Source organism: Bacillus cereus group sp. MG4 (genome assembly GCF_040460055.1).
In the GTDB taxonomy this organism is placed as follows: domain Bacteria; phylum Bacillota; class Bacilli; order Bacillales; family Bacillaceae_G; genus Bacillus_A; species Bacillus_A wiedmannii.
The window spans coordinates 2,990,509-3,004,870 of the sequence record NZ_JARVGZ010000001.1; the positions used below are offsets into that span (position 1 = coordinate 2,990,509).

Sequence of the window (14,362 nt, forward strand, 5' to 3'; positions counted from 1 at the left end):
TAAATTTCCTAGCATTTGACATAGAACTAGTTAATAAATGGTATTATTTTCAATATAAAGTGAAAATTTGATCCGTGGGGGGGCGTTCATCCACCACGGATTATTAGTTGAACTAATCGGGTCTTTACAGGCAGTTGATCTCCCACCTAACCTCTTTGCCCCCGCCAAATTTTGAGGTAGGAGTCTTACTGCTCGTTAATGCGGGATAAAACAATATGTGAGGAGAGAAAAAATGAATCAACGTGTAGAAGCTGTTGATGCAATTCGTGGTTTCGCTTTATTTGGCATTTTACTTGTTAATATAACATTAATTCAATTCGGGTTATTCGCTAATGAAAAACCCACTTATATTTTTGGAAAACTCGATGAAAGTGCTAATTGGTTTATTCAATTTTTTGGCACACAAAATTTCATTTCCCTATTCTCTTTTTTATTTGGGCTTAGCATTATTTTGTTACAAAAAAGTATTATCGCAAAAGGAAAAAAGTTTTTCCCCACATATATAAGGCGTATTAGCATTCTTTTACTACTAGGTTTCATTCACGGCACCTTTATTTGGTCCGGAGATATTTTATTTGCATACGGGCTTATCGGGATTTTCTTAATGATGTTTATAAATAGAAAACCAAAAACATTATTGATTTGGGCAACTATTCTACTCGCACTCATTACACTTATGTCTTATCAAACTGATCCAAATACAAATATTAATGATTTTGCTCCTTATATTGAAAAAGAGCATAAAGTTCATGAAACTGGAAGCTATATGGATCATGTCAACTTTAGGTTAACTGAAAGTCCTTTCGATTATATTGGGATTAACGGTTTCTTCGGACTAGTTTTCATATCAATTTTCGCAATAATTTTTATGTCCCCACTTTTCTTACTCGGTATGTATGTAGGAAAAAAGGGCTGGCTATTTGAGATTGATAAACACATACCTTCTATCAAAAAGATTTGGCTTATCACTGGTATTTTCTCTTTTACAATTAAAATCTTAGCCATGTTCGTAAAGCATCCAATTTTAATTATGTTACAAGATGGCCTTACATCCGTAACCATGACATTCTTTTACGGAAGCACCATTATTTTATTATTCCATTACAAAAAAGCATCGCGCTTACTAACATATATGGCGAATATGGGGAAAATGTCGGTTAGTAATTACTTAGCTCAATCCATTATCACAACAACAATTTTTTACGCATACGGCTTTGGCTTATTCGGTAAAATCGGATATTTCTTCGGTATTCTTTTGACCATTGGAATTTATACAATTCAATTATTCGTTAGCACCTATTGGCTACAAAAATACCGAATGGGCCCTATAGAATATGCGTGGAGAATGGGAACTTATTTAGAGAGACCACGATTTAAAAAAGACTTGGATAAAGCAAGTTAAACAAAAAAAGCAATGAGCCTACGCTCATTGCTTTTCTTAATTTATTAAAGCATAACTCCAACGATAATCGCTGATAATATACTTACTAACGTTGCACCGTATACAAGCTTTAATCCGAATGAAGATACAACGTTTGCTTGTTTGCCATCGATACTCTTCGTTGCACCTGCGATAATTCCGATTGATGAGAAGTTCGCAAATGATACAAGGAAGATAGATAATATACCTACTGTACGAGCTGATAAATCACCAGCTACTTTCCCAAGATCAAGCATTGCAACGAATTCGTTCGTTACTAATTTCGTTGCCATAATTTGTCCTGCTGTTAGCATCTCTGAAGTTGGAATACCCATTACGAATGCTAATGGTGAGAAAATGTATCCTAAAATGCTTTGGAATGTGATTCCGAAAATTGAATCGAATACACCGTTAATTGCTGTAATTAACGCTACGAAACCGATTAACATCGCCGCTACTGTTACAGCGATAGAGAAACCAAGCATAATATATTCGCCTAACATTTCAAAGAATGTTTGTTTCTTGTCTTCTTGTAATTCTAAAATATCGTCTTCTTCTTTTACTTCATATGGATTAATGATATGAACGATAATGAATCCACTGAATAAGTTTAATACAAGTGCTGTTACTACATATTTTGGATCAATCATTTTCATGTAAGAACCGACGATTGACATTGATACTGTTGACATAGAAGATGCACAAAGTGTGTATAAACGATTTTTCGGTAATTTACTTAGTTGATCTTTCACTGTAATGAATACTTCGCCTTGACCAACAATTGCAGCTGCTACTGCATTATATGATTCTAGTTTTCCTAAACCGTTAACTTTACTTAATAGGAAACCGACTGCACGAATGATAATCGGTAAAACTTTAATATGTTGCAGGATCCCGATTAATACTGCTAAGAAAATAATCGGTAATAATACTGTTAAGAAGAATGGTGCTTGTCCATCGTTTGCTAAACCACCAAATACGAAGTTAACCCCAGCTTCCGCAAATTTTAAAATAGAACCAAATCCATCTGCTATCCCTTTTACTAATACAAATCCGACCTTTGTATTTAGTAAGAAATACGCAAGTACCAATTGAATGACAAGCATAAGTGCAATTGGTTTATATTTAATTTTCTTACGATCTGAACTTATAAGGAAACCTAGTACAAATACTACAAGTAAACCGACTAGAAACATTACTATCTTCATGTGTGAATCCTCCACTTCTCCCAAGAGTTATTGGTCGTATAACGTATAACGAATGACGTCTGACCATTATTGTTAAAAAAATTTAAAACCCCTAAATACTATTCAACTGTTAACTAAAATCAGTAAGCGTTTACATAAATTGCAATTTATAAAAGGTAGCCTCTTCTCTCCTACCATATTTGAAAGTCTGAAATTGATACCACCTACAAATCAAATTGTAAGCGTTATCTAATAGAAATGCAATATAAATTTTAAAATATTTTTATATGTTAATATATTCCTAATTAATTGGTTTTTTCATGTAAATTCACCATAAAAAATAGTCCTAGCTATTAGCTAGGACCACCCTTTTATAACATAACACCAACGATAATCGCTGATAGAATACTTACTAATGTCGCACCGTACACAAGGCGTAGACCGAATGATGATACAACATTTGATTGGTTTTCATCGATACCTTTCGTTGCACCTGCGATAATTCCGATTGATGAGAAGTTCGCAAATGATACAAGGAATACAGAAAGAATACCAACTGTACGAGCTGATAAATCACCTGCTACTTTTCCAAGATCCAGCATCGCAACAAATTCGTTTGACACTAATTTTGTTGCCATAATTTGTCCCGCTGTTACCATCTCTGCTTGCGGGATACCCATTACGAATGCTAATGGTGAGAAAATGTATCCTAAAATAGCTTGGAATGTAATACCGAACATTGAATCAAACAAGCTATTTATTGCTGTAATTAATGCTACGAAACCAAGTAACATTGCCGCTACTGTGATCGCGATTGTGAAACCAAGCATAATATATTCACTTAGCATTTCAAAGAATGACTGTTTTTTCTTATTTTCTAATTTCAGTGTATCTTCTTCTTCTGTAATATCGTACGGGTTAATAATATGAATAATAATGAAACCACTAAATAAATTTAATACAAGTGCTGTTACTACATATTTCGGTTCGATCATTTTCATATAAGAACCAACGATTGACATTGATACTGTCGACATGGAAGATGCACATAATGTATATAAACGATGTTTTGGGATTTTACTTAATTGATCTTTTACTGTAATAAATACTTCCGCTTGCCCAACAATGGCAGCTGCTACTGCGTTATATGATTCTAGTTTTCCTAGACCATTTACTTTACTTAGCGCAGTACCAATAGCACGAATAAATATCGGTAAAATTTTAAAGTGTTGCAGAATTCCGATTAAAACGGCAAAGAATACGATTGGTAATAACGCTGTTAAGAAGAATGAAACCTCTCCTTTATTAACAAGACCGCCAAATACGAAAACGATTCCAGCTTCCGCATATCCAAGAAGCGCGCCAAATCCATCTGAAATTCCTTTTACTAAAATATAACCAACTTGCGTATTTAATAAGAAATAACTTAAAGCTAGCTGAATAACAAGCATAATTGCGATTGGTTTATACTTAATCTTCTTTCGATCGGCACTTATAAGAAAACCGAGTACGAATACAACGAGCAATCCTACAAGAAACATAACAAACTTCATTAATAAAATCCTCCATTTAACTCTTCATTAACGTTGAACGTCTGACCATTCAAAATAAGAAATAATCCGAACTTTCCATTTCTCCTCCAAAACCTTCAATCGGATAGGAAAGACCATAAAACCTCTTGTTTCAAAGGTATTTTCCATTCTAACATAAATCACAACTCATATCCGCACTTTTCTTAAAAAAATTACATTTTATTATAAAACGTTCATGAATGTTCGTCTTTTACATTATATAGCGAAACTTTAATCAGTATCATCCCCACTGATTATTAGCCCGTATCAATCGAGAGTTTTACTGTTCACAAATAGCGGGATAAAACAAAAAAAGGAGCATCAAGTTTCACTTGATGCTCACCTCATTATACTGCTTTTTCTTTATCAGCTACTGCTGGCTTATCCCAGCACTCTGTATTGCTCAAACCTGGAATAGACTCCGCATAGAATACTGGATCTTTTCCTTGTTTCTTTTGCTTAATATAATCTGATAACGCTGCGAAAGCGTACTTAGAAAGGAATACGATTGCTACTAAGTTAATAACAGCCATAATACCCATGAATAAATCTGCTAAATCCCAAACGATTTGAATTGTTGCTACAGATCCTAACATAACCATACCAAGTACAGCAATTCGATAAACATTTAATAAAACTTTACTTCCATTTAAAAACTCAATATTCGTTTCACCATAGTAGTAGTTACCTACTAATGAACTAAATGCAAACAAGAAGATTGCCACTGCTACAAATATAGAAGCCCACGGGCCGATATGTTGGCTTAACGCCTGCTGCGTTAATTGAATTCCGTTTAGATCAGCTGCACCCGGTACATCTGATAAAAGAATGATAAATGCTGTACAACTACAAATTAATAATGTATCTGTAAATACCCCTAAAGTTTGAATGAAACCTTGTTTAACTGGATGCGTTACGTTTGCAGTCGCAGCTGCGTTCGGCGCACTACCCATACCTGCTTCATTTGAAAATAATCCACGTTTTACCCCTAGTAAAATCGCAGCTCCTAATCCCCCACCTACTACTTCTTTAATTCCGAAAGCATGTAAGAAAATTTCTTTAAATACATATGGAATTGCCGTAATGTTTGTTACAACAACGAATAATGCAACTGCTACATATATAATTGCCATTACTGGAACAATCATTTCAACCGCACGTGCAATTCGTTTTACTCCGCCGAAGATAATGATTGCAAGTAAACCAGCCATAAACAGACCTACAAACTTACCATCTGTGTTAAATGCTCCATCAAAAGCCGCCGCTACTGTGTTTGACTGCACGGCGTTGAAAATCAATCCGAAACTAACTGTTATTAGAACAGAGAAGACAACTCCTAGCCAGCGTTTCTTTAAACCCTTTTCCATATAATACGCTGGGCCACCACGGAACGCATTCCCATCTTTTACTTTATAAATTTGCGCTAATGTGCTCTCTACAAATGCAGAAGCCCCCCCAATTACCGCGATTAACCACATCCAAAATACTGCTCCTGGTCCACCTGCTGAGATTGCGATAGCTACACCAGCTAAGTTACCAGTACCTACACGAGAGGCTGTACTCATACAAAAAGCTTGGAACGATGATACACCGCTCTTCTCTTTTTGAGCTTTCCTCGTTTTCGAACTTGCCCCATCCCCAAGCAAACGAATCATTTCACCGAAGTAACGAACTTGGACAAATTTCACACGAAATGAAAAGTAAAGTCCTAACCCAATTAACATCGCAATAATGACATATGACCAAAGGACATTATTTACATCCCCAATTACCTTAGCTAAAAAATCCATAATTGCATTGCCCCCTCTTCTTCACAATAAGAAAATTATATTCTAAAAACTTTTAGTAATCAAGAACTTTATGTTAGGTTTTCTAACATGATCACGTTAAACTTCTTTACATATATGTTTTTTTACGTAAAAATATAACCAGTACGTGCATTTATCCAATACTCAATCACTCATCCTATTCGACCGGTCATACTTTTAAGACAGTGCGTTCTCTACAAATAACGAGAATAATGAACAAACAAAATTATATTAATAATTCCCTCTCACCCTTTTCATCATTTACTACAACAAAAAAGGCGAGCATCGAATTTATCTCGATGCTCACCTTTTCATTACACTGCTTTTTCTTTATCCGTTACCGTTGGCTTATCCCAACACTCTGTATTCGTTAAACCAGGTATAGAATCTGCACTGAAGACTGGATCTTTCCCTTGTTTCTTTTGCCTTACATAGTCCGCCAAAGCAGCATATGCAAATCGGCCAAGAAGTGTAATCGCAATTAAGTTTGTGATTACCATTAGTCCCATAAATAAATCCGCCATATTCCATACAACTTGAAGCGTCGCAACAGAACCGAATAATACCATTCCCACTACTGCAATACGGTAAATCGTTAACCAAGTTTTACTTTGTTTAATGAATTCAGAGGGTGTTGCAAAACTAAAATAAATATGCAATGTTATGAATCAGAAAAACTAGCTGAACATGTAATAAATAGCGATTTTGACCATACCAACGTGGCTGTTCCAGCCCTTTATCTTTGAGATGACCAAACTGTTGTTCAATTTTCCCACGCTCTTTCATCAACTGTTTGCCAAAGATGGTTTGTGCAAAATGAGATAATACACGGCGATGTGTACTTTTGCTTTGTTCGCCATTACGTGGGTTAATTGGATTCACCGCAAAAATATCACATGTTTTTGCAATTTCATAAATGCGCTGACTATCATAAGCAGCATCTGCAATGGAAAATAACACATTTTGATTTTGTATATCTTGAAGCAATACAGGAGCCATTTTGCTATCATGTACGTTCGCTGTTGTAAATGCATACGACAATACAACACCTTCTGGTGTAGAACAGACATGAGCTTTATATCCCTTATACCAACCATAACGAGTAGATTTCCCCCATTTTGCTTGGGAATCATATAAACTACTCCGTAAGGCAGTGCTATCAATTAAAACACACGGAATTAATCCTAAATTCATTTCTTCAAGAGTTTGTTTATGAATCAACGGAATACCTTCATTGCGAAACCAAGTTCCTACACGTGAGAAAGTGGATATATGAGGAACAAAGGAAAGACCACAAGATACACGAAATGAAGGATATTGATGCAAAAAGCGAGTTAACTTACGTAATGAATTGATTTGGAATACCGTTTTCACAAAAAAACATTTGAGTAAAGCTTTTCTACAGATAGGTGGGCGGCCTGTAATAGGCGGAACGCCTCCAATGGTTAAACTGTCTACGTAGGCAAATAAAATGTGTAAAATGGATTGATTGTGATCAAAATTGGTTATCATACTAGTAAATCCGTCCTTTCTGGAGATAGTTTAGGGTACTATCATTCTTCCAGGAAAACGGATTTTTTTATGCATTTATTTTTGAATATTTATGAGTTTTGCAACACCCTCGAATTCAATATTCGTTTCACCATAATAGTAGTTTCCTAGAAGTGAACTGAAAGCGAATAAGAAAATAATAATCGCCAAGAAGCTACTTGCCCACGAACCAATTTGTGAACTTAACGCAACTTGCGTTAATTCAATACCTTCTAAATTTGTTGCTTTATATGCACCAGAACATAATACGATAAATGCTGTTGATGTACATACTAAAAATGTATCTACTAATACTCCAATTGTTTGAATAAATCCTTGTTTCGCTGGATGTGTTACATCCGCTGTTGCTGCCGCATTCGGTGCACTACCCATACCTGCTTCATTCGCAAATAATCCACGCTGAATACCATATTTCATCGCAGCACCAATACCGCCACCTACAGCTGAATCTAAACCGAATGCACCTTTAAAGATTTCTGTAAACATGTCCGGTATTAAATAATAATTTTTAATAACAACGAAAACTGCTACTGCAATATAAATAAGTGCCATTGGCGGAACGATCATTTCAGACATACGCGCGATACTTTTCACGCCACCAAAAATAATAACCGCAACTAATACTGCTAATACAATCCCAACAACGTAACGCTCAATACCAAAAGCGTTTTTAAATGCTAAAGTAACTGTATTCGCTTGTACGGAGTTAAAAATTAAACCGTAACTAATTGTAATTAGAATAGAGAACCAAATCCCCATCCAACGTTTATTTAAACCTTTTTCCATATAATAAGCAGGACCACCACGGAAGCCACTGCCATCTTTTATTTTATAAATTTGTGCAAGCGTACTTTCCACGAAACTTGAAGACGCTCCGACAATCGCAATAACCCACATCCAAAATACCGCTCCAGGTCCTCCCATAGAAATAGCTAACGCTACACCGGCTAAGTTCCCGATTCCAATACGAGCTGCTGAACTCATACAGAACGCTTGGAAAGAAGATACACTACCTTTTTTACGCGTCTTTCCAGTTAATCCATCACTCATTAGTCGAACCATTTCCCCTAAATGAGTAATTTGTACGAATTTCAATTTAATAGAAAAATAAAGACCTAAACCAATTAACATTGCAATAAGAATATATGACCAAAGAATTGTATTCGTTGATGAAACAAATTGCTCTAAAATATTCATACAATTAACCCCTCCTTTTCTCCATAAAACGAATTATATTTAAAAAACATTTAAAAATCAACATTTTTCGACAATTTGCAATTTCCAAATATTAGCCAGACACGAAGTAACAATATCTTTATGACTCTCCTCCCTCTAACTGTGCATACTAAAATAAATAGTAAATCTACAAACTATTCCATTGACAAAAACACCAACCTGTAACTATAATGATTACATCAAGTTGTAACAAACCTAATTACAACAAATTCATTTAATTTCAGATATACGCTTTAACAAAACACTTTGGAGGGATTTATTATGAAAATCGGAATCATCGGAGCAACAGGTAAAGCAGGAAGTCGTATTTTAAAAGAAGCATTAGATCGCGGACATGAAGTAACTGCAATCGTAAGAAACGCTGCAAAAATTACAGAAGAAAATGTAAGTGTTCTAGAGAAAGATGTATTCTCTCTTACATCTAACGACCTTCAAGCATTCGACGTAGTTGTAAATGCATTTGGAGCTCCAGCAGGCGAAGAACACCTTCACGTAGATGCAGGAAACGTACTAATTGAAGCTATGAAAGGTGCACCTAACACAAAATTGCTTGTAGTTGGCGGCGCTGGAAGCTTATTTGTAGACGAAGAGAAAACAACACGTGTATTTGATACGCCAGGTTTCCCAAATGAATACCTTGCAACAGCTCAAAACCAAGGGAAAAACCTAGAAATTCTGCAACAAACAAACGATATTACTTGGACATTCATCAGCCCTTCTGCACTATTTGCATTAGGAAAACGTACTGGTTCTTATACAGCTGGCAAAGACAACCTTCTTGTTAACGCAAAAGGTGATAGCTACGTAAGTTATGAAGACTTCGCAGTAGCAGCACTTGATGAAATCGAAAATCCAAAACACGTAAACGAACGCTTCACAGTAGTTTCTGAAGCTGAATAATAAAAAAAGCTCGTAAAACATAATGTTTTACGAGCTTTTTCTTATTATTGCACTTGTTCTAAGCCATTCGAAGTAATCTTGAAGGAAATTTCTTTAAACTTTTCCTTATCTCCTTTTCCAACTAACTCACTATTTTTGTACCAAATTAAACGACCTGATTCGGCATGATACACTTTCACTACATCTCCATACTGGAATGAAGTTCCATTTACTTGTTCAGCAAAATTCTTTGAAGTTTCTTGCCCTTCTGCTGTTACATATTTTTTCTCCATTCCGTTTTGATCATATAGCGTAATTCCCATATATAATTCATTCTTAAAGTAGCTATGAATTTGTTCATTTGTATACGTCACATGTAATTTCTGATCGTCATGATTTACCGTTACAATAGAACGGATAACGTCACTAAGCCCTTGGTATACAAGACTGTCTCCATACGTTACTTCTAATGATACTTCTGTTACTTTCTTATTTCCAAATCGATCTTTCGTTTCTACTTTCACTGTTTGCTGACCAATTTTTGTCGTATCTGGTTTCCCTACAAAACCTACTACTTCTCCACCCTGTACTTCAACAAATTTTTTCGCATCTAGCGTTTCGCTATTTGTTCCGATTACTACTTTTTGTGGATTTGCTTTTACTGTTTGCTCGACGTCTAATCTTTCAAATCCATTTTCAGTGATTTTGAAGACTAATTCCTTTATCTCTTTACTTTTTCCTTCGCCCACATATACATCTTTTTGATACCAATGTAAACGAGAAGATTCCGCATGATATACTTTCACTACATCTCCATACTCAAATGCAAGTCCATTTACTTCCTTAGCAAATGCTTGCGTATTCTCTAAACCTTTTACCGCTATATTTTTCTTCACTGTTCCTTCTTTATCGTACAGTGTGAATTCAAAATACTTTTCATCTTTAAAGTAATCATGAATTAAGTTCTTTGTATGTGTCGCACTCAGTTTTTTCGTATCATGATGCAAAGTTACAATTGATTTCATATCGTCGGCACCATAACTTAATCCATATACAAGTAGGCTATCTCCATATGTTACTGTTAGAGGAACTTCTGTCACTTGCTTATTTCCAAACATATCTTTCGTTTCTACTTTCACTTGTTGTTCACCGATTTTTGATGTATTTGGTTTTTCTACAAATCCAACTACTTCTCCATCTTTCACGTCAACAAAGTTTTTTGCGTCTAACTTCTCAATATCTGTTCCTACTACTACTTGTTGCGGTTTCGCTGTTACTTCTTGTTGAGTCGCCATTCTTTCGAAACCTTGCTCCGTAACTTTAAAGAATACCTCATGAACGCCATACTCTGTATCCACGAATTCATTCTTTTTATATACCTTAAATCTATCAAGCTCTTTTTGATACACTTTTACTACATCACCATATTCAAAAGTCATTCCATTGAATTGTTCTGCAAATGCTTTTGTATTTTCAGATGCTTTTACAGATACTACTTTCTTCTCTTGTCCAGTTTTATCGTATACAGTCATTTCCATATACTTCTCATTTGCAAATGACGTATGCGTTGGACCTTCTGAATCTGTTGTACTAAATTTCTTTTCTTCATGATTTAATGTAACAATCGATTTAACATTTGTTCCACCATACCATGTACCAAAGAACATAATACTATCTCCGTAAATCACTTCCAGTGGTACTTCCGTCACTTTCTTATTTCCGAAACGATCTTTCGTTTCTACTTTTACTTTTTGTTCACCGATTTTTGTTGTAATTGGTTTTTCTACAAATCCAATTACTTCTCCATCTTTCACTTGGACAAAGTTTTTTGCGTCTAACTTTTCAACGTCTGTTCCTACTACTACTTGCTGTGGTTTCACTGTTACTTCTTGCAACATATCCATTCTCTCAAAGCCTTTTTCTGTCACTTTGAAGAATAGTTCTTTCGTCCCTTTTTTCTCACCTTGACCAGCAAGATTATTATTTTGATACCATTTCAAACGGTCTGGTTCTGCATGGAATACTTTCACTACATCTCCATACTCAAACGGCATTCCATTGACTTGCTTCGCAAAGTTTTTTGAAGTTTCTTGTCCTTCTGCTGTTACATGTTTTTTCTCTTTTCCTTTTTCATCATATAACGTAATTCCCATGTATAGCTCTTTATTAAAATACTTATGAATCTGGCTATTCATATCAGTCACATGTAATTGCTTCTCATCATGCTTTAACGTTACCACTGAAGCAATGTCATTGTCATATCCCACATATGCGATACTATCTCCATAAATCACTTCTAATGATACTTCCGTCACTTGCTTATTTCCTAAACGATCTTTCGTTTCTACTTTTACTGTTTGCTTTCCGATTTTCATTGTAGTTGGCTTCTCTACAAACCCAACTACTTCTCCGTCTTTCACTTCAACAAAGTTTTTCGCTTCTAGCTTTTCCACTTCTGTTCCAACTACTACTGTTTGTGGCTTTGCTGTTACTTCTTGCAATGATTTTAATCTTTCAAATCCATTTTCAGTAATTTTGAAGAATAATTCTTTTATTTCTTTATTTTTTCCTTCTCCCACATATAAACCTTTTTGATACCAATGTAAACGTGAAGACTCTGCATGGTATACTCTCACCACATCTCCATATTCAAATGCTAACCCATTTAATTCCTTGGCAAGGGCTTCTGTATTCTCCAACCCTTTTACCACTACATTTTTCTTCTCTCTTCCTTCTTTATCGTACAGTGTGAACTCAAAGTACTTTTCATCTTTAAAGTAATCGTGAATTAAATTTTTTGTATCTGTTGCACTAAATTTTTTCGTACCATGATGTAGAGTTACGGTTGACTTCAAGTCTCCCTCCCCGGTATAGTTCAATCCATATACAAGTAGGCTATCCCCATATCCAACATTCACTACAACTGGAATGAAATTCTTATTTCCTTTTCTATCTACAATTTCTACTTTTACAGTTTTTTCTCCAACTTCAGGCTTATCTTGCATAATCACACCTGTTGTCTTTACACCTTCTCCTAAATTCTGTACAAGTTCCTTGGCTTTTTTCTCATCATATGTAGTACCGATTACTACATTTTGTATTTTTTCATTATTTGGCTCGCCATATGGAGCTTCGTATAATTCAATTTGTTTTTCACGAATTGGATTGCTATCTGTAGATAACCAAATTTCTTTTTCTAATTTTGGTAAATTTAATTTTTCAATCTTTTCTCTCGTAGCATCATTTGCAAATAATCCCCATTTATCAAAGAAAGGAATTAAATTTTGTCCTGCCACTTTTGACGTCATATAAATAAACATCTGCTTTTTCTCTTCATCAGATTTAGGCAGTTCTGTATCATGTAACAAACGATACATTTGATGTAAATTCGGATAGAACTGATCCCCATAAGCTAAATGTAACTGCCAAAACATAACTAATTTCTCAAATACATTCATCTTCTCTTGTGCATCCGGTTTACCTAAATAAGCAAATGCAGCTTCATAGCGCCCCTCTTGCTCTAACCTTGTTTTATGCCCGAATGTAGTTTGAACTGCCAAAGAATAAATATTAACGGTTACTTCTCCAAGTCCATCCCATAACCAAGTGTCCTGTTGATGTTGATGTCCCACTTCATGCCAAGGCCCCCATCCATCATTAGTTAACTCTTCTAGATTTAGTACTGACTCTAAATTGCCTTTACTATAAGCTGTTCGATAATAAGTCGCATACATATAATTGTCCGTATACCAGTCTTCAACAAAATGAATGGAATGTTTACCTTGATTCGCAACACCCGCACCATCTTTTGATAAACCTGATATCTTATGTTCTATATTAATTATTTCATCGTGTTTCTTTAATAGCGCAGCTGGATCTTCTTGTTTTAAATGTTCCGCCACAGTCTTAGGATGCATAGTTAGTAAACTATTTTCTCCTTTCATTTCGATTGCATATGGATTCGGGGATTCCTTCAACATACGTTTCCAATCTTCTGTCGTATGTTTACCTAAAATAAATAAAGGATTTGGTGTACCACCTTTTTTCACTTTAGCGACTACTTCTCCTATGTTGTGATAATTATAAAAGTATAATAGCCCTCCATTTGGAGAAGAAATTTTATTCTCACCAGAATTTAAGTTGAATTGTTTAGGTTCTTCTTTTTCATAAGAATATGTACCAATATAAGCTTTAATCTGTTGATTCCCGTCTACTTGAATAACTACTTCTTCATCTGGCTTTACATAAATACCAGTTGGTTCATAAGGAGAAAAACTCATGTAACGTTGATGCAACTCACGTATCTCATCTACATCACCTTTCGGCAGCAATTTATACACTCGCTCTTCTTGCTGTTTCTCCTTATCTTCAATCGTCATCTCTGCATACACCTTAGGTAATTCAAGTCCATATGGCGTTAATAACGTAGCTAAACAAACTCCAGCTACTAATACCCTACTCGTCTTTTTCTTCGACATAATCTGTGTCCCCTGTTCCTTTATTTAGAGAAACCATCCTATATATTCATTTAATAAGTAATCCTATTATCTTTATAAAAACATTTAATGAATAGACTAACACCTCGCGCACCTGTATCAATTACTACCGCATTTCTCCCTATGTATTCGCTTTCTTACATTATAAAATTTTTATGTACTGTATCCTCCTCACTTCTTTCCTCGTGTGATGAGTTCTCTTTCTACATAAAAA

The 14,362-nt window shown here is 35.1% G+C and carries 7 protein-coding genes and 2 pseudogenes; 2 read left to right on the top strand and 7 right to left on the bottom strand.

The genetic code is table 11. The features are described from left to right. Positions 1-232: 232 nt before the first annotated feature. A complete protein-coding gene (locus tag QCI41_RS15915; protein ID WP_238185699.1) occupies positions 233-1,402 on the top strand; it encodes a DUF418 domain-containing protein in 1,170 nt (389 codons plus the stop codon). 44 nt (positions 1,403-1,446) lie between these two features. Here QCI41_RS15915 and QCI41_RS15920 read toward each other — a convergent pair whose 3' ends face one another. From QCI41_RS15920 to QCI41_RS15945, 6 genes and pseudogenes are all read right to left on the bottom strand, one after another. After that, a complete protein-coding gene (locus QCI41_RS15920) occupies positions 1,447-2,628 on the bottom strand; it encodes a NupC/NupG family nucleoside CNT transporter (protein WP_088098318.1) in 1,182 nt (393 codons plus the stop codon). Between the two features lie 350 nt (positions 2,629-2,978). Then, entirely contained in the window at positions 2,979-4,160 is a 1,182-nt protein-coding gene (locus QCI41_RS15925; protein WP_000673848.1) for a NupC/NupG family nucleoside CNT transporter, read from the bottom strand. A 365-nt stretch (positions 4,161-4,525) separates the two neighbouring features. Then, positions 4,526-5,968, bottom strand: a complete 1,443-nt coding sequence (locus QCI41_RS15930; protein ID WP_353837125.1) for an alanine/glycine:cation symporter family protein — start codon at positions 5,966-5,968, stop codon at positions 4,526-4,528. 332 nt (positions 5,969-6,300) lie between these two features. After that, a pseudogene (locus QCI41_RS15935) lies at positions 6,301-6,621 on the bottom strand (alanine:cation symporter family protein); the annotation flags it as partial. A 7-nt stretch (positions 6,622-6,628) separates the two neighbouring features. After that, positions 6,629-7,498 (bottom strand): transposase, encoded by an 870-nt coding sequence (locus QCI41_RS15940; RefSeq protein WP_353836336.1) that lies wholly within the window; start codon positions 7,496-7,498, stop codon positions 6,629-6,631. Positions 7,499-7,609: 111 nt separating this feature from the next. Beyond that, positions 7,610-8,734 (bottom strand): annotated as a pseudogene (locus tag QCI41_RS15945) (alanine/glycine:cation symporter family protein); the annotation flags it as partial. A gap of 300 nt (positions 8,735-9,034) precedes the next feature. Between QCI41_RS15945 and QCI41_RS15950 the strand changes: the two are divergent. Continuing rightward, a complete protein-coding gene (locus QCI41_RS15950; protein ID WP_353837124.1) occupies positions 9,035-9,673 on the top strand; it encodes an NAD(P)-dependent oxidoreductase in 639 nt (212 codons plus the stop codon). A gap of 44 nt (positions 9,674-9,717) precedes the next feature. Here QCI41_RS15950 and QCI41_RS15955 read toward each other — a convergent pair whose 3' ends face one another. Further along, on the bottom strand, positions 9,718-14,130 hold the full coding sequence (locus tag QCI41_RS15955; RefSeq protein WP_353837123.1) for a putative mucin/carbohydrate-binding domain-containing protein: 4,413 nt from the start codon (positions 14,128-14,130) through the stop codon (positions 9,718-9,720). Positions 14,131-14,362 lie beyond the last annotated feature (232 nt).